The 18928-nt window shown below is 41.4% G+C and carries 18 protein-coding genes; 9 read left to right on the forward strand and 9 right to left on the reverse strand.

From position 1 onward, the window contains the following. The first annotated feature begins 3 nt into the window (after positions 1-3). The 6 genes from MSKOL_RS17395 to MSKOL_RS17425 all read left to right on the forward strand — a co-directional run bounded on the left by MSKOL_RS17395 (position 4) and on the right by MSKOL_RS17425 (position 6581). Positions 4-1044 carry a 4Fe-4S dicluster domain-containing protein gene (locus MSKOL_RS17395; RefSeq protein ID WP_048123074.1) on the forward strand — a complete coding sequence of 347 codons (1041 nt, stop codon included), beginning with the start codon at positions 4-6 and terminating at the stop codon, positions 1042-1044. Then, complete coding sequence (locus MSKOL_RS17400; protein WP_048157928.1) at positions 1045-2799, forward strand: formylmethanofuran dehydrogenase subunit A; 1755 nt, start codon at positions 1045-1047, stop codon at positions 2797-2799. A 4-nt stretch (positions 2800-2803) separates the two neighbouring features. Beyond that, positions 2804-3709, forward strand: a complete 906-nt coding sequence (locus MSKOL_RS17405) for a formylmethanofuran dehydrogenase subunit C (RefSeq protein ID WP_048157929.1) — start codon at positions 2804-2806, stop codon at positions 3707-3709. Positions 3710-3719: 10 nt separating this feature from the next. Then, the gene (locus tag MSKOL_RS17410) at positions 3720-4109 is read left to right on the forward strand and encodes a molybdopterin dinucleotide binding domain-containing protein (RefSeq protein WP_048123080.1); all 390 of its coding nucleotides are present in this window, start codon (positions 3720-3722) and stop codon (positions 4107-4109) included. 2 nt (positions 4110-4111) lie between these two features. Next, entirely contained in the window at positions 4112-5413 is a 1302-nt protein-coding gene (locus tag MSKOL_RS17415) for a formylmethanofuran dehydrogenase subunit B (RefSeq protein WP_048123082.1), read from the forward strand. 415 nt (positions 5414-5828) lie between these two features. Next, entirely contained in the window at positions 5829-6581 is a 753-nt protein-coding gene (locus MSKOL_RS17425) for an SIMPL domain-containing protein (protein ID WP_048157931.1), read from the forward strand. A gap of 470 nt (positions 6582-7051) precedes the next feature. On the opposite strand, the gene MSKOL_RS17430 is transcribed toward MSKOL_RS17425, so the two are convergent. Continuing rightward, entirely contained in the window at positions 7052-8164 is a 1113-nt protein-coding gene (locus MSKOL_RS17430) for a phosphoserine transaminase (protein ID WP_048124309.1), read from the reverse strand. A gap of 591 nt (positions 8165-8755) precedes the next feature. Between MSKOL_RS17430 and purN the strand changes: the two genes are divergently transcribed. Next, entirely contained in the window at positions 8756-9370 is a 615-nt protein-coding gene (gene purN / locus MSKOL_RS17440) for a phosphoribosylglycinamide formyltransferase (protein ID WP_048123088.1), read from the forward strand. Between the two features lie 109 nt (positions 9371-9479). Here purN and MSKOL_RS17445 read toward each other — a convergent pair whose 3' ends face one another. The 4 genes from MSKOL_RS17445 to MSKOL_RS17460 form a co-directional block, all read right to left on the reverse strand. Beyond that, positions 9480-10226: a class I SAM-dependent methyltransferase gene (locus MSKOL_RS17445; protein WP_048157932.1), complete on the reverse strand. Its 747-nt coding sequence runs from the start codon at positions 10224-10226 to the stop codon at positions 9480-9482. A gap of 476 nt (positions 10227-10702) precedes the next feature. Then, a complete protein-coding gene (locus MSKOL_RS17450; protein WP_231592307.1) occupies positions 10703-11206 on the reverse strand; it encodes a cytochrome b5 domain-containing protein in 504 nt (167 codons plus the stop codon). A gap of 369 nt (positions 11207-11575) precedes the next feature. Then, a complete protein-coding gene (locus MSKOL_RS17455; protein ID WP_048157933.1) occupies positions 11576-12085 on the reverse strand; it encodes a hypothetical protein in 510 nt (169 codons plus the stop codon). Positions 12086-12553: 468 nt separating this feature from the next. Further along, the gene (locus MSKOL_RS17460) at positions 12554-12859 is read right to left on the reverse strand and encodes a DUF190 domain-containing protein (RefSeq protein ID WP_048123092.1); all 306 of its coding nucleotides are present in this window, start codon (positions 12857-12859) and stop codon (positions 12554-12556) included. A 419-nt stretch (positions 12860-13278) separates the two neighbouring features. Here MSKOL_RS17460 and MSKOL_RS17465 point away from each other — a divergent pair, with 419 nt between their 5' ends. Then, positions 13279-14292, forward strand: a complete 1014-nt coding sequence (locus tag MSKOL_RS17465) for a hypothetical protein (RefSeq protein WP_048157934.1) — start codon at positions 13279-13281, stop codon at positions 14290-14292. 133 nt (positions 14293-14425) lie between these two features. On the opposite strand, the gene MSKOL_RS17470 is transcribed toward MSKOL_RS17465, so the two are convergent. Next, complete coding sequence (locus MSKOL_RS17470; RefSeq protein ID WP_048158450.1) at positions 14426-15778, reverse strand: right-handed parallel beta-helix repeat-containing protein; 1353 nt, start codon at positions 15776-15778, stop codon at positions 14426-14428. A gap of 538 nt (positions 15779-16316) precedes the next feature. Between MSKOL_RS17470 and MSKOL_RS21255 the strand changes: the two genes are divergently transcribed. After that, a complete protein-coding gene (locus MSKOL_RS21255) occupies positions 16317-16835 on the forward strand; it encodes an N-acetyltransferase (protein ID WP_048157935.1) in 519 nt (172 codons plus the stop codon). A 63-nt stretch (positions 16836-16898) separates the two neighbouring features. On the opposite strand, the gene MSKOL_RS21455 is transcribed toward MSKOL_RS21255, so the two are convergent. The 3 genes from MSKOL_RS21455 to MSKOL_RS17485 are packed head-to-tail and all read right to left on the reverse strand — an operon-like array spanning position 16899 to position 18797. Beyond that, the gene (locus MSKOL_RS21455; protein WP_255351948.1) at positions 16899-17033 is read right to left on the reverse strand and encodes a hypothetical protein; all 135 of its coding nucleotides are present in this window, start codon (positions 17031-17033) and stop codon (positions 16899-16901) included. Positions 17034-17050: 17 nt separating this feature from the next. Continuing rightward, positions 17051-17965, reverse strand: coding sequence for a Rossmann-like domain-containing protein (locus tag MSKOL_RS17480; RefSeq protein ID WP_082091186.1), 915 nt, complete (start codon positions 17963-17965; stop codon positions 17051-17053). A 40-nt stretch (positions 17966-18005) separates the two neighbouring features. Next, the gene (locus MSKOL_RS17485; protein WP_048157936.1) at positions 18006-18797 is read right to left on the reverse strand and encodes a nicotinate-nucleotide pyrophosphorylase; all 792 of its coding nucleotides are present in this window, start codon (positions 18795-18797) and stop codon (positions 18006-18008) included. Between the last annotated feature and the right edge of the window lie 131 nt (positions 18798-18928).

Raw genomic sequence — 18928 nt, forward strand, 5'->3', positions numbered from 1 at the left:
AAAATGCAAGAAGATATGCGATTGTCTGTCTTTGCCGAAAAAAAAGACAAGCAGCTGATCTATTCCCCCGAAAAATGCATTGGCTGCGGGACCTGCGTACAGGCATGCCCCAAAGGTAACCTGGCCATAGGGGCTGTTGGAGCTATAACAAGAGGGTTGGTAGATGCGGATTTCCTGGAAATGAAAGAAAGTGAAGCCTGCCTGGTCTGTGGAATTTGTGCGAAAGTTTGCCCCACAGGTGCTCTTGAAATGAAGCAGGAAGGAAAAACCCTCACTGACATTTCTTATCTTTTCAGGGCTATGAAACCGACGTCAGTAAACGAAAGCTGCGTCCACTGTGGGCTTTGTGAGGATATCTGCCCTCAAGGCTGTATTGAGGTAACACGGGATATTTCAGCGGATGGAAAACTGAAGCTTGTCGGAAAAACCAATATTGATACCGAATGCTGTGTCCACTGCGGCTGGTGTGCAGCAGTCTGTCCGGTTAATGCTATTTCTGTAGAAAAGCCCTTTGAAGGGCGCTGGACCAGGGATGAGGATGTCTGCCAGACCTGCCACACCTGTGTGGAAGTCTGTCCTGCAAATGCTATTTTCAATAAAAAAGCTAAACCTGGAGAAAGAGTCGAAAAGATCAGTCACCGCCCCGATGCCTGTATTTACTGTGGAGCCTGTGCAGTTGCCTGCCCTGTTAACGCCATAGATGTCAGAAAAACTGCAATTCTCCCGGAAATGGAGAAAAAGGGCGTTCTTGAGAAGAAGCTGCTTGAAACCCCTGCTCCAGAGGCTATGCTCCGTACTCGCCTGGAAACCGATGAAGCTGCATGTCTGGGCTGCGGAAACTGTGTAATTGTCTGTCCGGTAAATGCCTATTCTGACCGTGAACTTGCAGCCGGGCACCTGAACAACATGGACGAAAAAGCTCTTCTTGGGGTTAAGAACGGGAGAATTTCAGTCATAGACCAGGACCGCTGTGGAGCAGATGGAGCCTGCGCCATGATTTGTCCTGTTGACGCTATCAGGCTTGTAAAAAAAGAGGTGGAATAAATGGCAGGAACAATTGCAATTAAGAACGGATACGTCTTTGATCCCCTCAATGAAATAAATGGGGAAATTATGGATGTCTTCATCAAGGACGGAAAAGTTGTAAGAGAGCTTTCTGCAGCCGACCTAAAAGACGCAAAGGTTATTGATGCCTCTGGTATGACGGTTATGCCCGGAGGGGTTGACTCCCACTCTCACGTTGCAGGGGCAAAGGTTAACGCCGGCAGGTCGATGCGTCCTGAAGACCATTATAAAGCAAATCTCCAGAAGACTTCACTTACTCATTCAGGCTCAGGTTACACTGTTCCCTCTGTTTACAAACAGGGATACGATTACACAGCAATGGGTTATACAACTGTTTTTGAGGCTGCGATTCCCCCTCTTGAAGCACGTCACACTCATGAAGAGATGCGTGCTACTCCGCTCCTTGACATGGGTGGATATCTGATACTTGGAAACAACTTCTTTTTGATGCGCTACCTCAGAGATGGAGATATCGAAAAGGCTGCGGCTTATGTGGCCTGGATGATGAAAACTCACAAGTCCTATGGAATTAAGTGTGTCAACCCTGCAGGAGTCGAAAACTGGGGCTGGGGTAAAAACGTACACTCTCTTGATGAAGCCAACATCCATTTCGAAATTACCCCAAGAGAAACTATAAAAGGGCTTAGCGAGGTCAATGAACTTCTCGGCATGCCTGTACCTCTTCACCTGCACGCAAATAACCTGGGACATCCCGGCTGTTATACAATTACTAAAGATTCCCTCAAAATCCTCGACGGCATAAAACCCAGGCAGGATATGGATGTGGAATGGGCTGAAACCAAAATTGACCCTTCAAGGGACCGTTCCGTATACCTCGCCCACATGATGTTCAACAGTTTTGCAGGCACTACCTGGGGAGACTGTGAATCCGGGGTAAAAGATATTGCAGAATATATCAACAACAAAGACCATGTAGTAATCGATAGTGGATGCACGCCCTTCGGAGAAGCCACGGTTATGACAGGAGATGGGCCTGCCATCCAGGATATGTACAAGCTTACAGGAAACAAGTGGTCGAATACTGACGTTGAGATGGAGGGTGGGTCAGGTGTTATTCCCTTCACTTACTTAAAAGCTAATCCGGTACACAGCCTGCAGTGGGCAATGGGACTTGAATGTCTCCTGCTTATCAATGACCCCTGGAAGACAATTATGACCACTGACAGTCCCAACGGTGGGCCGTTTACGAAATATCCGGAAGTTATGACCTGGATCATGTCCGAAGCTTTCAGGAAACAGACCTTTAGCGAATGCCATAAATGGGCAAACGATAGGAGTGAACTCGGAAGCATAAACCGGGAACTTTCCCTCTATGACCTTGCAATCCTGACCAGGGCAAACCCGGCTAAAACAATTGGCATGGCCCACAGGAAAGGTTCTCTTGGATTGGGCGCTGATGGAGATGTCACAGTCTATAACATAAATCCACAGCAGCTTGACACAAACAACTATGAGGCTCTACTTCAGGCTTTCAGGAAGGCAGAATACACTGTAAAGGGTGGCGAAATTGTATCTGTTAAAGGAGATATTGTTTCCGTACCTGAAAAGCGGACCTATTATTCCGAAGTACATGTAGAAGACGAGCGGGAAAAGGAGATGCTGGTCGACGTGAAGGAATGGTTCAGGTACTACACCCTGGGCTTTGCTAACTATCCAACTCCAGAAAAGTATCTGAAAAATCCGACTCCCATACAGGTTAACGTGGTGAGGTGAGGTAATGACAGAGGGAGTTCTTATTAATAAAAATGAAGTTGAAAGTAAACTTGAGGCAGTTATAAAGCCGGGCTCATTTGCTGGCGAAAGCGCTGAAAAAATAGCAGAAGTAATGCTTATTCCTAAAAAAGAGATTGACATTAAACTGGAAGCCGACGTTATAACTCCTGACGCCTTTGCAGGCAAAAGTGCCGAAGAAATTGGAAACCTGGCAATCTGGCAGGGGCCAAAGACCTATCCTCTCTCCGAGTTTTTTGAAGTAATAGGCAACGGAGGAAGTTCTGCAGCCGAGACCCTCATCCGCATAAAAGGTGACGCAATAAGAGTAAAAAGAATTGGTGAAGGCATGAGCGCAGGAAAAATCGAAATTGAAGGTTCTGCTGGCATGCACGTAGGCACCGGGATGAAAGGGGGAGAGATCGTCGTTTACGGAGACGCAGATTCCTGGGCAGGTATGGAAATGACAGGCGGACTCCTGAACATAAAAGGCAATGCAGGAGACCACGTGGGCTGCGCTTACAGAGGAAAATGGCACGGTATGAAAGGTGGACGGATCGTTATTGAAGGCTCTGCTCGCCATCAGCTTGGAGGCGGCATGGACGGCGGAGAAATTCTTGTAGAAGGCAATGTTGAAAGCTTCTGCGGAATCCGTCAGAACGGTGGGCTAATCTTCGTAAAAGGAAACGCTCTTCGTGGAGTCGGTGCTGAAATGGCAGGAGGCACCATAGTAGTTGGAGGCAAAATCGAGCGCTTCTCCCCGGGTTTCGAATTTGTATCCATGGAAAACAGCGTCACATCCGGAGAGGTTGAACTAATAGGCGAATTCAAGAAATTTACAGGAGACTTTGCGATCAGCAAGCGGGCAAAAGGAGCGCTTTACGTGGTTGCAGATACAAACCCTGAACTCTGAGGTGAGAACTATGGAAGTAATACTCATTAGCGGAAGTACGATTAATGAAGGCAGGCTTGCCAAAGGCGGGGACAAGTTTACAGACGAGTACACTATAGAGTGTGCATCGTGCTGGATTTCACCTGTAGATTTTGCATCACTTTGCTCTCCTTCTAAAGTAAAAGTAACAAGCCGGAACGGAAAACATTCGATTGTTGTTTACACAAAATGTACGGATGCAGTCCAGCCAGGACAGGTGTTTATGCCAAGGGCCATCTGGTCGAATGTTATCATTGATCCTGATACTCTTTCCACGGGTTCTCCCCTCTATAAGGGTGCCCCGGTAACAATTGAGCCCACTGAAGAAGAGGTCCTTAGTGCCGAAGATGTAGTATTGAAAATTTATATCGGAGGGCAGTGAGTATGATTTACAAAAACATAGTCTGTCCGGTCTGCGGGGCATCCTGTGACGATATCCAGGTTGAATTCGGAGACGGAAAGATTGAAGCTAAAAACGCATGTAAGATGGGAAATGCCAAATTTCAGGAAGTTGTAAGTTCCCACAGGCTCAGGCAGCCCCTTATAAAGAGCGAAGGAAAATTAACCCCTGCCGCCTGGGATGAAGCTCTTGAAAGAGCAGCCGATATCCTTGTTTCGGCAAAGCGCCCCCTACTGTTCATGGGCAGTGAGACCTCCTGTGAAGCACATGAAATAGGGCTCAAGATAGGGGAATACCTTGGTGCAATTGTTGATTCCAATGCCACTATCTGCCACGGGCCAACAGCTATGGGAATTCAGGAATCCGGGAAAGTCGGTGCAACTGAAGGTCAAAAGAAAAACAGGGCAGACCTCCTGGTTTACTGGGGAACCAATCCTCTTGAATCCATGCCGAGACAGATGTCAAGGTACGCAGTTTTCCCGAGAGGTTACTGGACAAAACGCGGACGTTTCGACAGGACAGTTATCACTATAGACCCGAGAAAAACTCCAACTGCTGAAGCATCCGACCTTCACGTACAGCTAAAACCCGGCTCGGATTACGAACTGATTAGCGCACTTATGACCCTTCTTCACGGAAAAACTCCCCATCCGTCGGTAGAAGAGATCACAGGAGTTCCCATTCCCGTCATGGAAGAAATGCTCGATATGATGAAGAACTGCACCTTCGGAGCCATCTCAGTGGGGCTCGGGCTTTCCTCATCCATCGGAAAACACAGGAATGCCGAAATTGCCATGAATTTTGTAAAGGAGCTGAATAATTTCTCCAAGTTTACCCTCGGAGCTCTACGTGGCCACTGTAACGTTGCAGGTTTTAACCAGGTTGCTTCCTACATGTACGGGTACCCCTTCGGGCTTGACTTCATGCGTGGACATCCACGTTACAACCCTGGAGAATTCACAACCGTAGATTTGCTTAGAGAAAAGGACGTGGATGCAGCTCTTGTAATGTGTGCTGACCTTGTCTGTCACATCCCTGCAGATTGCGCTTCTTTACTCGCTGAGATGCCCATGATCTGCCTTGATATCGCTCCCTGCCCGACCGTGGCTGCTTCGGATATTGTACTTCCGGGAGTCATTGACGCTATGGAATGCGATGGGACTTTCTACAGGCTCGACGACGTTGCTGTGCACTTCGAACCTTTCACAAGCTCGCCTTTCGAGTTTACGAAGAGCAATGAAGATACCCTGAAGCAGCTCTTTGAGAAAATCAAGGCACGAAAATAAGTTAAACCTGTTTTCACGGATTCTTTTAAAGGATAGTGCAAAACAAATAGATGGTGTGAGAGTGATTAAAGCTCTCACTTTTTTTCTTTTCATTTTCCTGTGGGCAGAAGGCCAAAATTTGGCGATAAAGGTCAAATTAAAAATCATTTTATTTTGAATATTTTGAAGAGTGTCAAAATTTTTTAATATTGCCTGCTGTTTGATGCCGTAAGGTCTCAACTTCTTATTTTTCAACCCTTTCCCTTTCTTCTTTCCATTACTTTAGTATATTTTTTTCTTCAATATCGGGAAGCTTTCATAACTGCGACCGTAGTTGAAGTTTAAGTAATTATTTAATATGTGCGGGTACATCTATGACTTGCTAGAATTGTCTGAATAGCCAGTGAACAAAGTATTGAAAAAGGAGTAGGTGAAAATGTCACAGGAAAATAAAAACGATAAGCTTTATTACGTTATCGTTGCGCTATCCGTTGTTCTGGTGTTGATGTCAGCAACGATATACGCCATTTCACAGAGTGGGTCCGAAGATAATACGGAAAATACTATTTCCATTAGTGGATATGCTGAACAGAAAGTTATCCCTGACACGACAACAATGAACATCGGTGTTGTAATTCAATCTGAAACTGCAAAGGAAGCGACAGATAAAAACGCAGCCCTTATGAACGCTGTAATAGCAGAACTCAAAGCAATGGGATTGCAGGACAAGGAAATACAGACATCGTATGTTTCCGTATACCCAGTATACAACTATGATGCAAATGATACGCAAACAATCAAAGGTTACTCTGCATCCAATAGTGTGCAGGTCACAACCAAAAATCTCGACAACCTGAGTGAGATCATTGATAGGTCCACAGCCGCAGGCGCTAATAATATTGGAAGCGTTTCATTCTCAGTATCAGATGACAAGCAAAAACAGCTTCGTGAAGACCTGATGAATAAGGCAGTAGCAGATGCATCCTCTAAAGCCACTACGCTTGCTAAGAGCCTGGGTGTTGAGATAAACGGCGTGCAGACGTCATCTGTAAGTGAAACCGGCGTCTCCGGAGTAGATTCCAAATACGACATGCAAACCGAAACAGCAGCAGGAGCAGTGTCCACTCCAATTCAGCCAGGCGAGTCTACCGTCTCAATGTCAGTACAGGTCACTTACTACATTGAATAAGGATTTAGACAAGTGGTTTGAGCACTGAAGTATATAAATGATCAGGAGTTGCAGATAAAGAAGGTTATTTGCAACTTCTCAGATCAATGCGTCTTCTTGTATAATCTATCGATTGACGCCTATGGGCTTCTTTTTTTACTTTTTATATGTGATTTTATGGGAGCTGGAATGTATTTTATCCTGAAATTTATCCTGAAATAATTTCGCCTTAAAACTCTCTTTGATATACACGGATTTGTAGTAAAACCTGTATATTTTTCCTATTCAATATACGAACTTTTAGTTCAAAAGATTCGTATTTTGAAGATACGAGAATACAAGTCTTGTAAGAAAATCTAAATATTATTAGATAGTGGCGTATATCTTTAAAAAGTAAAATTATTTTGGATAAAACATTCTCTTGCTATCAGCAAAAAAGATATTAACGATCTCTCACGAACCCTTCTTTGCTGATAACAAAAAGGATTTTATTATTTAACCAGATTGTAAGCCCATTCGATCCATTCACAGAGGCATTGTAAATCCTCTTTCTCGACGGTAGCACCGCACCAGATGCGCAAACCCGAAGGGGCATCACGGTAAGAACCGATGTCATAAGCAACTTTTTCTTTTTCAAGCGTTTTAATCAGTTCTTTAAGCTTTTCATCGGATAAATCAACTTTAAAGCAGACACTGGTACTGGACCTTATCTCTTTTGTTTCCGCTAAGAAATGAATCCAGTTGTTTTTAGCAACAAATGCCTCAAAGACCGCCAGATTATCATTTGTCCGCTGGATAAGTGGCTTAAGCCCTCCGACAGACTCTGCCCATTTTAGTGTTGCCAGCCAATCTTCATTAGCCAGCATAGATGGGGTGTTAATAGTAGAGCCTTCAAAAATCTCCTTATTCAGTTTATCACCTTTGGTCAGTCGGAAAATCTTGGGTAATGGCCAGGCAGGAGTATAGCTTTCTAACCGCTGAACAGCCCGCGGGGATAAAATCAGCATCCCGTGTGCACCTTCCCCACCTAAAACCTTCTGCCATGAGAAGGTAATGACATCCAGTTTATGGTAAGGTATATCCATAGCAAATATAGCAGATGTGGCATCGCAAAGCGTGAGCCCTTCCCGGTCATCAGGAATCCAATCGCCATTGGGTACTTTGACTCCGCTAGTAGTTCCATTCCAGACAAAGACGACATCATTCTTGAAATCGACCTTCTTTAAATCTGGTAATTTCCCGTATTCTGCCTCAAAAACTCTGACATCTTTTAATTTTAACTGCTTAGTGATGTCGGTTGCCCATCCTTTACTGAAAGATTCCCAAACAAGGACATCAACCCCGCGGCACCCTAGCATGGACCACAAGCACATTTCAAAAGCGCCTGTATCGGAAGCCGGTACAATACCTACCAGATAATCATCAGGAAGTCCAAGCATATCTCTTGTTCTTTTAATTGCTTCAGCTAATTTTTCCTTACCAGGTTTGCTCCGGTGTGACCGGCCAAAAGGTGTATCCTTCAACTCTTCAACAGAATAACCTGGATGTTTGGCACAAGGCCCAGACGAAAAACAAGGATTATTAGGAACTCGTGTTGGTTTCATTTTATCATTTCCTTTTTTGGTACTGTTAAGTCTTAGGGGGATAAGACATTTTCTAGCTATATGTGAACATGCAATTATAACCATCCCCCTAAGACTTAACAGTACCGCTTTTCGGATAAGAACTAAGAACACATCGAGTTAGAAAACCAACCATTCCTATTTACATTCTCCATGTTTTTAGAATTGGATTCCTTAACACCCCAGGCCCTCTACTATTTAAAGACGTTTTTATTTATCTTTTCGTGCTACTTTTGCACGGTCAAAACCGATGTTCTTAACCACCAAGCCTGTTGAAAACAAAGGATTCTTCGAGGGACGGAAGGATTTACCTGCTAGAGTTCACCGATAAAGGAAAAAAGGTGGTTGAGATCGGAAACTGGGTAGATATGAAGTTTTTTGAGAAGATTTAGTAAATTCTGAACGAAGAAGAACTTGAAGTTATGGAGAGAATCTGTAAAAAAAATCGCTGCTGGGCTTGAAGAGAAAAAAGATGATTGATGAACGACGAATTAGACACATATATGATACCTGCCGCAAATATGACCGTAATGTCCTGACAATAATTAAATTTCACCGCCGGAGTTACAGATTATGGAAAGTGAAAATACAAAGAAATTACATATCGCAATATTTGCTTCCCACAGAGGAACTAATATGCAAGCGATTATTGATGCTTGCAAAATAGGAGATTTGAACGGGGAAATATGTGCTGTTATAAGCAATAACTCAAATTCGCAAGCCCTGGAAAAAGCAAGAATAGCAGGGATTCCTGAATATCACCTAAGTAATAAAACACATCCAGAAGAAGAAGAATTAGATGAAGCAATATGTAAAGTCCTAACTGAAAGTGGCGCAGATATAGTCGCCCTTGCAGGATATATGAAAAAACTAGGACCTAAGGTTTTAAAACAGTACAAAGGCCGTATACTTAACATTCATCCTTCACTCTTGCCCAAATATGGTGGCAAAGGAATGTATGGAATCCACGTACACAGAGCGGTTATTGATGCAGGAGAGAATACAACGGGGGTTACAATTCATTTGGTAGAGGAGGAATATGATGCAGGGAAGATAATTCGGCAATGTGAAATTGAAGTTCTGGAGGGCGATACAATAGATACATTGTCAAAAAAGGTACTTGAAAAAGAAAACTCCTTCTATGTGGAGACCTTGAGATTAATAAGCGAAGGTGTAATTAAATTGTAATGGCAGAGACGGCAACGACAATATAGAATAGAGTATATAACGGAATTTAAAGCGGTGACATGGACATATCCTGTTGCTTGAAGCAGACTGCGCCAGAGCGAGATGATCATTAAAATTCCTGAGCCTCTGAAGTTCGAAATATTATTGCATGATATTTGTATTCGTAATACATTGATTTTACAAAAGTAGTTTCAAAATTATATTTATCGGCTATTTTTTTAATTGCACTTGGATTATGAGAAAATCCGAGAATATCTCTTGGGTGACTATTCAAGCTTGCCGATAATATAACTTTAAATTCAAAAGCGATTTTGCGCAAAATACTTAAGAAGTTTGCGTCTTGTGAAAACAGTCCTATTTTCCATAATGGATATAATCGAGGGTCCAGTATGTCGAATAACACTATTTTACCCCCTTTATTAAGATAATTTGATGCATTAAAGATAAAGCTATCAATTTCTTGCAATGTCAAATACTGAATCACTCCAGCTGCAGTTATTCGATCAAAGGAGTATTCCAGTTTGTCCCAGACAGTTTTATCATCAGCCTGAATTAACAATATATTCCCATATTTTTTTCCCCTGATTTTTTTGCTTGCTTCATCAAGCATGGATGCGGAAAAATCAACTCCTACAAGCTGTTCATATTCCGGCGCATAGTAAACCAGGAGCTCGCCTGCACCGCATCCAAAGTCAAGCAGGGTTTTGCCCCCACCAAGGTGGAATAGTTTTTCCCTGGCTTCCATGGAAATAAATTCATCATCTGAAAATCTGTGGCCACCGTCTCTCCGATCTGCAAAAAATTCTACCCAAAACTCCTTTAGTTTGGATACGTTTTTTTCACTCTCCCCAAACATTCTTCCTCTACCCCAAATCCCACTTTTTTCTATATATTCCCATAATATCAAAAATGAGTTATTATTTAAGAGCTTATATGCATTTGGCGGCTTAAATATATCCTTATTGATTTCCTACTAAAAAGACAATATTTCAATCAGTGATATCTTATTTAAATTATTAATGACATTTAATTTTTATGTTTACCAGTTTATATTCCTTATTTTTCTGTGTTCGACCTAAAATCTTAAAAATATAACCCTATTTATTTCTTTATTTGGGAAAGGCTTATGATTCCCTCTTAAATACCATAGTAATTTACAGCCATCTCTACAATTATTGGCCTAAATCGAAATTTAGGTCTAAATTAAGATATAATTCAGATATAATTCTTTTAGAGAACTTATTCACCTTAATTAATGGAAAAAAAGAAATAATGTCTAGTTTGATAGTAAGTCTAATAGAACCCTGGTTATACTCAGATTCCAGGATTAGGTTATTTTTTCAAAGTCCCGACAACAGGATAACCCTTTAATATTTTAGCCCCGTGAGGCGTCTTGTCCATTTTTCCAGTGAGGTCTGTCCCAGCATCGCATCCTTTATGAGTGCCATTTTTCCAAATATCACTATCAGATACATTATAGACCTGGCCTTGATAGGCAACGTATACCGTCCCATTTTTACCGTTGTACTCTGCAAGTTCTTTAAGTGTATATTCTTTTAGTTCCGATACTCCTGTCACATTCTGCATTTCAGTTGCATTCTGTCTTTCAGTTGTATTTTTTAGAGTTGAAGTAACTGCTTCAGCAGGACTTATTTCTGTAACAGGAGTTTCCTTTACGACTTCAGTTCCAGTTACTACTTCGGCTGAAGTTACAGCCCGTTCAGAGGTTCCTGTTTCATTTGGAGTTACCGGTTTATTTCCTGCACATCCTATTGCAAGGAATATGCCGAACAACACTACCAATACAATCAGCGCTTTTCTCACTATTTCACCCATACAACATAAGTGTTGTATCCTGAAATGATTTTGCAGATTCAAAACCAGTTGAAAGTTTACATAAAATACAACAGCAGGCAAAGAAAAAGTTAAACGTTGAATAAATTCCAGTTACCTCTTGACACTGTAGATTATTTTGTAAATTCCATGTAATTACATATCACCGTTATGATTACGTATCACCGTTATGATTACGTATCACCGTTATGATTACGTATCACCGTTATGATTACATATCACCGTCATGTGGTGTATGTCCAGAACTGCTGATCCCTGCATCTTTATTCCTTCGATATCGAAAGCCAGATAGGAGGCTTACTTAGTTGCTAAGCCTCCAAAGAAATTTCTGTGACTTTTTGTTCCTTATCCTTAGATTTCGCCCCAAAGCTCACGTTCCGTTTCATGTTCATAAACTATCTCTATCCACTTTTCACGCAGCATACTGATCCAGTTGGGATGTTCAACGCCTTCATATTCGAATCCTAAAAACTTGTCTTTGCCAAAATGACTAAACGAAAGTGAAGCGACCTGTTCGAGTGAGAGGTCATCAAGAGGCATTAATCCAAAAATTCCATATGTTGGACATGTAGCTGGCACAACACCAATTACAGTTTCCTCATCTTTGATGTGGGTATCCACACCGTAGATATCACTACCTGAGCCATCCTGATAAACTGGATTTGATTTAACAAACTTCTTCGTGATTTCCCTGTTGTCTAACCCCTTTTCTGTGACTGTATACTGGACAATTGCATATCCAACTAAAACGCTCTTCGTAATGTACTCAGAAATTCCATCTATGCCCTCAAAGCCAATCTTCATCGGAATAGCATTAACAGCTTCCCTGATTTCATTATACAATTGCTCATTCTCTACCATGCTAATCACTCCCCTGAATAAGCGTTAATATTGCCTTTAGTTATTATATGGTCTTTTTTATTCATAACCGTGAGTACATATTCTCCATTGGATTAGCCATGTGGAGAGCAACAGGACAGAAAATACTAGAGAACAGGCAAAAAATAACAAAAAGCAGGACAGAAAATGACAAAGAGCAGGACAGAAAATGCAGTCGTTTTTCCCGTAAAAAGGTTGGCAAGAACTAAAATATTTTTCCGACTGCTGAATCTACGAAATTTCTAGCCCTCGTCAACTCGATAAAAGTAAATATAAGTGATGAGCTCATCCCAAAACCAATTCTAATTTCAAAAATTAACAAATTGTTGGAATTATTTTCCAAATTATTATCCATAATCGGAAGCTCGATTAACTGTTTAGAATATGGAATTCAGAGAAATAAATTTGAGTTTTGGTCAGCTCCATTCATATTTCATTTTATGAATCCGATCAAACAATTTCTACTTTTTGAATCGTCATAAGCTCGTTTCCAACAATCTCTCGCAGTTGAGGAATTAAGGATCTTAGTTTTTCTTCATCGTCAATTACTTCCATAACTACCGGAAGGTCATGGCTTAGCTGTAAGACCTTTATGGTATGGATCTTTTTATCCGCTCCATAACCTTCAATTCCTCTGAGAAGAGTTGCGCCATTAATACCTGAATCAAGTAAAAATTCGATAACCTTCTCATAAATGGATTTGTCATGAAAGGTTGCGTTTTGCTTTAGATATATGCGAAGAAGTGCGGAAGGCATGAAATCACCTGGTATTCTTTAATTAAGTGTAATTTTATAGGTTATACAGCCAGCATGGAAAATCAAAGTTGCGCTAGCGTACCCCACTGTAAGAACAGGGTATTTTCGTACCAACGCTCCAAATTTCCATTCCCGCAGCAAGCTAGTGGGGTATTTGACTTAGCAGGGGATTCAACTGAAAAAATATTTTTAAAATTCTCGTTTTACGCTGCGTCATATAAAATTTGAAAAGTATTTTATGCTCTGACACTATCTTAGTTAAAGAAATAGTGCAGTTGAGCTATGAGACCAGTCGCATAAAAGCTCTGTCTACTGATTTAGATTTCACTTTGCACAAACTCGAAGCTGCTCGATTTTAAGACTAATTTAAGACAATAATAGAAGTTACGATTATAAGTAACTGATAAGGTCTGATTAAAATGCCCAAAAGAAGGAATATTTGTAAATGGCTAATGCTTATCACTTTTGTTTCTCTTTTTGTATATAGTTCTGCAAGTGCAGATGATAGCGGGTTTAACGATTCCAAATCTAATGAGATCTCTGAGCCTTCTATAAAGGAATTTGCAAGTGATCCCTCGTTTATAGCATACAGAGGAACCTTACCAGAAACAATTGATCAGAAGTGGGAAAATTCAATTGTAAATTGCTGGTCAAATCTTACACGAATAGGACCGTCATATTCCGAATTTGACAACTCTATAAAAAGCGTCGCTTCCAATAACGAAATGCTGATAATTGAATTGGGCTCCGTCTATAAAGAAGAAGTAAATGACTCCAGAATTGACGAGATCTATCAGAAAATTGAGGATTACTGCGAACAGCAGGGAGGCGTAAGTGAGGTTCCTGTGGTCTTTATGTGGGCACAGGATGAGGAGGATCTCCCATTACCGGATTATGGCCCTCAGATTTTCGACGAAGTTAAAAATGAACCCGGATTCATAGCTAGTCGGGGAACAATGCCTGTTATTACAGACGCTAATAAAAAAGTGGGATGGGAAGAAACAGCAGGGAATTGTATTCATAGCTTCAGAGCTGAACTTGGTCATTATATGCTAGAAAATGGTGGACCAGTTGTTAGTTATGGTTATGACTATAGGGGATACATATTTGTGGAGTTTGATAAAAAATCTCCTGAAAACGTTAATGAGTCAATAATTGATGAAATTTACCTAATAATTGACGACCACTGTAAACAAGAAGGCGTAAGTGAAGCGCCAGTAGTTTTTGAATGGGGAGAAGTGCCAACAGTATGTGAAGAACTTTTACCAGCAGATGAGATACCAGATGTGAATGAAAGTAATGACATCAACTCCTCAGGTAATGAAGAAGAGACTGCTGGTAATAAAACAACCAATCAAATACCTGGCTTTACTTCAATAATGGTTATTTTAGGGCTTTTATCATTACTGGTTTTCAAGCGTTCATATAAATAAGCAAGGTCATCATTCCCACCATACAAAGGTTTCCTCAAAATATAAGAACAGTAACCAAAGAACTGTGGAAATTGGATTAGTCCAGAAAAAAGTGTAGCCTTTTAAGGCTACAAGAATAGTTTTTATTCAGGCATTACTGCGAAACTGTCACAGGAGTTAGCTGACCTCCATCAGTCAGGGTGTAAGTTTTGCCTTCAAGCCAGCTATTTGTGCTGGAATTTGAGTCATAATATATGGTATTTCCATTGTCCTTGATATTAGACAATGTGGAATCTTCATCTGTGAAACTTGTCAGGTATGAAGTTCCTGTCACATTCCAGGTACTGGTTGAATCCAGGGTCATGTTCATCGAGCTTGCCGTATTGTTTGCATTAATTGCTCCGGTCAGGGTAGTGTTATTCTGCAACATGGCTGTGACTGAACTGATATTATCGCAGGTAATATTACCATTGAGAGTCTCATTTTCTGCCTTAAAGGTTACAACACCGCCGTTTGATCCTGTATTGCCCCACCTGTCAGCGCTGGCTGTCAAAAGTGTACCAGATGCTGCACTCAAGTTAGCATCTTTTAGCTCTATTATGGATTCTGTATTTGTAATATAGAATAGAGGACCTACTGTCGCATTGAGTGAGCCTCCGTTCATCGTAAAGCTGCTGGTACCTACTTCGGCATCACCTGAGAAACTCTGGTAGAGCATAGCTCCACATTTTTTCTCACCTGAAATGGTGACATTCGTCAAAGATATGGAGTTCTTTCCTTCTATTACGACAGCTTCCGATCCTGTAGCTGTAATAACGGAATCAGAAACTGTAATATTGCCTGTAGAATAGATTCCTGGAGAACCGTCTCCGGCTGTGTTCATAGTCCCGCCTGTAACATTAATATTTCCGTTTCCACGGTCTGTTGCAATGGCTGCACAGTATTGCCCGACTGTGGTGATATTTACATCCGTACAGGTTATGTTACCGGTCTGGGTTGCATCCACACCACGGGAGCCGTCGGCAGAAGTATTGATCGTAACATTGGACAGAGTTACTGAAGAACCCGATCCCGTAGCAAAGACACCATTGGCGCCATTGGCGTTTGTAGTTACTGTACAATTGGTGAGCTCTATTGCACTTCCGGACTCTGCCAGTACACCAGCATTGAGGCCGTAAAAGTCGCTATTATCATTCGAAGAGGTGTCTCCTGTTTTTGTCACCGTCGAATTTGAAAGAGTGAAAGTACCACCATTAGTAACTTTGATTCCGTTTTCATCGGTATTAGAGGCAATAAAAGCCTGATTTGAGCTGGTTTCAGTTCCTCCGCTCTGCGTGTACGCTTCACTTGCCGTAGAAGTAGTATTGGTATTATTAGTCGTATCGGTGGTTGTACTCGTCGTAGCTTCGCTCGAAGTTTCCGATCCGGACACGCACCCACAAACTGCCAGGGTAACCAGACTGGCTAACAGTACCAGTGTGGCTATGCCTCGAAATTTAAAGTGCATATTCATTTTATCTCCTTTATTCAAGCCTATAGCTGTGTGCCCGCTAAATTGCCAGAAAAAGAAATAAAGATACTTGCAGGATAAGAGGGAAAAAACGAATTTATTTTAAATTTAAAGATCAATTATACAATTTTCATAGAAATAAAGCTTAATTTTTATATATAAGCCTTAATAGCTTTGTTTTAAAGCTTTATTTTGCAGGATATATTCGAGAACGTACCGAAAGTTCTGGAAATAATATTACTCCCTTTATATACAGTTTTAATGGTAATGGAGATTGCTTATATTATGAACAAGTTGCAAATGAAGGATAGAATGATACGTAAACAGCGGGATGAGGGCAAACGATTAAAGAAAGCGATTCTATGAGACACACTTACTGATAATGTTGCATGCTTTACTGTTGTGGATAAGCTAGATAATTTGCTTGAGCTAAGAATTCAGACGACATGTAGCGTTATAAGTATTGATATCTGGTATTGATATCTGGTATTGATATCTGGTATTGTTTAAATTGAATGGTTAAGCCGGTATTTTTATGATCACTGCAGAACAAAGCAATACTGATAATATATATATCCGAGAAGTCTCTTCTGAAAGTGATTTAGAAGAAAGCTTGCGGACTGTAAAGACTTCTTTCATAACGGTCGCAAAGGATTTTAACCTTACAGAAAAGGATAATCCTTCAAACCCTGCCTTTACTAATATTACTAAGCTTAAAGAAATGAAAGTAAATGGCGTAAAGATGTACGGTTTATACGCTGGAATTAAACAGGAAGGTTTTGTGGCAATTGAGAAAGCAAACGATGAGATTTTTTATATGGAGAGATTAGCAGTTCATCCGACTTCGCGACACAAAGGCTACGGAAGAAAACTGATAGACTTTGTAGTTGAATATGCTAAACAAAGTGGGGGAAAGAAAGTCTCAATTGGAATCATAAATGAGAATGAAAAGCTAAAGAACTGGTATAAGAGATATGGGTTTGAGGAAACGGGATTAAAAAAGTTTGAACATATGTTTTTTACTGTTTGTTTTATGGAGAAAGTTCTTCTATAAATATACGGGATCACTTGCTATTCAATACATTGGTGTTTCCCTTCCCGCTTCGCTCAAAAGGACTCATTCTTGTTCGTTTCTTCTGAACGCTACCTTTTCCCCACAATACTTGTGAAGTTTTTTCGTTCCTCCTGCTTCGCTGCCAGAGTTTCGCTTCGGGAGCACGGTGTCTGTTTCGCTACGCTTTGCTTCGCTCAAGCAGACTTATTTTTGATTTATTTGTTTTTTTTAAATGCCACTTTCTCTCCACAGTACTTGTGAAGTTTTTTCGTACCTCCTGCTTCGCTGACAATGGTAAGCATAGTTATAGGATCAAAGATTCGGGTTCCCATTACTGCAGTAATTCCTCTCTCAAAAAACGGGGCAGGGTAAAGAGGAGAGCTTGGGCCTAGCAGGACAACTTCCCTTGCTGCGCCCCCCAGAGACAGTAGTTCATCAAAAGTCCTGTTGGCGAGAGTACTTGCACTGAGAATGATTACATCCGATACAGGGAGAACTTCTCTGGCTTTTTCCGATGGCAGAGTCAGGGTTTTCGGAGATTCGATTTCACGCTTTTCGAGGATCGTAAGTTTCTCGGTTATTTTCAGGATTTTAGGGACAAGGGGACCAAAATATCCTACCATTGCAACCCTGTCTTCGGGTTTTATGAGGTCAAGGATATCCACGTTTGATGTCGGGAAGTTTTCAGGTTTTGTATCCAGCAGCATGTGAGAAAGAGCATTTGCAGTTGCAATTCCTACCGCAGCTTCAAGAGGATTTTTGGAAAGGGCAAGTTCAAGCACTTTATCCGCAGTTTTACCTTTCAGAGAGCCCGCAAACCCGAGAGCAGGACAGCCTGAAAACTCGTAAAGCGGGGTACAGGCAACGCCCCCATAGTTTTCAGAAAGCAGGACTCCGATATAAGCGAGCCCTATCCTTACATCCTTTACTTCTATGTCCTTAAGAGCAGAGCCCAGGTCATTTTTGAGAGCATTCACCAGGGTGGGCAGAATTTCAGTTTCTTCTTTTTTTCTTTCCCCTTTATTTACTTCCCCTGTTTTTCCTTTTCCTATTCCTTTCAGTCCATTTTTTTCCTTTTTTTCTTCAGTTTCCGGGAATTTTCTTTTTTCGGGATATTCTGTTTCTGGCATGCTGCCACCTTTTTACCTTTTTATCTCTATAAATCTCTGTTCAAATTCTTTCGATTTTTGTTGAAAAGTCAAGTGGATTTGCGTAATAGGGAGCGCTTATAACGATAATATCTACAAAAGGAGCATATTCAGGAATCATGGGCCCTTTAATTCCTCCCACTGCAAGTTCAAGCTTTGAATTTAGTTTCTTAAGTTCGGGCCCGAGTTCCCGCAGTTCTTCCGGAGAAATGTGGTCAAGGAGCATAATATCCGACATTCCGGCATATTTGAACGCTTCTTCTCTCGTTCTGGGTTCTATTTCTATCTTTTTAATAGCCTTGAGCTTTCCCAGTTCGCCTGCAACTTCCAGATGGTTCTGGCTTAACTGAATGGAATCGCTGAGGGAGTTTCTATGAATGTCTCCTCCGCCTGCTCGCACGGCTTTAATCTCAAATATCCTCGATCCGGGGTGGGTCTTACGACTTGTTGCAATAATAAGGTCAGGGTTTGCCTTTCGTCCTGCACTAACGAGAGATGCCGTCTTCGTGGCAATTGCACACATGATGGTGAGGAAAGTCTGGGAAACCCTCCAGTACCTGAACAGGAGTTTAAGGTCTCCTTCGGCTTCGAAAATTGCCTCCCCGGGCTTGAAAGTATCTCCATCTCGAAGGTAATTCAGGGTCTTCAGGTTTTTTCTTTCATAATACTCTGCCAGGTCGCCGGCACAGGCACATATCCCGTTTTCTCTTGAAACAATCCTCATTTTTCCCCTGCCTTCAAGCCTGAGCAGTTCTGCGCTTTCATCCTGATAAGGACAGTCTTCATAAAAATACAGATCAAAAAGGTCTATCATGTTTTACCTCAGAGATTTTCGTTATAAATTCCTTGCTTTTATGGTTCAATGTTCTTCGCTGCCGGTTTTTATATTAATCTCGTATCGACCTCGTATCAATTTCTTTGCTACCGGCGTATTTTCATTTTACT

Source organism: Methanosarcina sp. Kolksee (genome assembly GCF_000969945.1).
GTDB lineage: Archaea > Halobacteriota > Methanosarcinia > Methanosarcinales > Methanosarcinaceae > Methanosarcina > Methanosarcina vacuolata.

Excerpts from the sequence above, each read along its gene's own strand:
- MSKOL_RS17395 (WP_048123074.1), top strand. The coding sequence starts at position 4 with ATGCAAGAAGATATGCGATTGTCTGTCTTTGCCGAAAAAAAAGACAAG.
- MSKOL_RS17400 (WP_048157928.1), top strand. The coding sequence starts at position 1,045 with ATGGCAGGAACAATTGCAATTAAGAACGGATACGTCTTTGATCCCCTC.
- MSKOL_RS17405 (WP_048157929.1), top strand. The coding sequence starts at position 2,804 with ATGACAGAGGGAGTTCTTATTAATAAAAATGAAGTTGAAAGTAAACTT.
- MSKOL_RS17410 (WP_048123080.1), top strand. The coding sequence starts at position 3,720 with ATGGAAGTAATACTCATTAGCGGAAGTACGATTAATGAAGGCAGGCTT.
- MSKOL_RS17415 (WP_048123082.1), top strand. The coding sequence starts at position 4,112 with ATGATTTACAAAAACATAGTCTGTCCGGTCTGCGGGGCATCCTGTGAC.
- MSKOL_RS17425 (WP_048157931.1), top strand. The coding sequence starts at position 5,829 with ATGTCACAGGAAAATAAAAACGATAAGCTTTATTACGTTATCGTTGCG.
- MSKOL_RS17430 (WP_048124309.1), bottom strand. The coding sequence starts at position 8,164 with ATGAAACCAACACGAGTTCCTAATAATCCTTGTTTTTCGTCTGGGCCT.
- purN (WP_048123088.1), top strand. The coding sequence starts at position 8,756 with ATGGAAAGTGAAAATACAAAGAAATTACATATCGCAATATTTGCTTCC.
- MSKOL_RS17445 (WP_048157932.1), bottom strand. The coding sequence starts at position 10,226 with ATGTTTGGGGAGAGTGAAAAAAACGTATCCAAACTAAAGGAGTTTTGG.
- MSKOL_RS17450 (WP_231592307.1), bottom strand. The coding sequence starts at position 11,206 with ATGGGTGAAATAGTGAGAAAAGCGCTGATTGTATTGGTAGTGTTGTTC.
- MSKOL_RS17455 (WP_048157933.1), bottom strand. The coding sequence starts at position 12,085 with ATGGTAGAGAATGAGCAATTGTATAATGAAATCAGGGAAGCTGTTAAT.
- MSKOL_RS17460 (WP_048123092.1), bottom strand. The coding sequence starts at position 12,859 with ATGCCTTCCGCACTTCTTCGCATATATCTAAAGCAAAACGCAACCTTT.
- MSKOL_RS17465 (WP_048157934.1), top strand. The coding sequence starts at position 13,279 with ATGCCCAAAAGAAGGAATATTTGTAAATGGCTAATGCTTATCACTTTT.
- MSKOL_RS17470 (WP_048158450.1), bottom strand. The coding sequence starts at position 15,778 with ATGCACTTTAAATTTCGAGGCATAGCCACACTGGTACTGTTAGCCAGT.
- MSKOL_RS21255 (WP_048157935.1), top strand. The coding sequence starts at position 16,317 with ATGATCACTGCAGAACAAAGCAATACTGATAATATATATATCCGAGAA.
- MSKOL_RS17480 (WP_082091186.1), bottom strand. The coding sequence starts at position 17,965 with ATGCCAGAAACAGAATATCCCGAAAAAAGAAAATTCCCGGAAACTGAA.
- MSKOL_RS17485 (WP_048157936.1), bottom strand. The coding sequence starts at position 18,797 with ATGATAGACCTTTTTGATCTGTATTTTTATGAAGACTGTCCTTATCAG.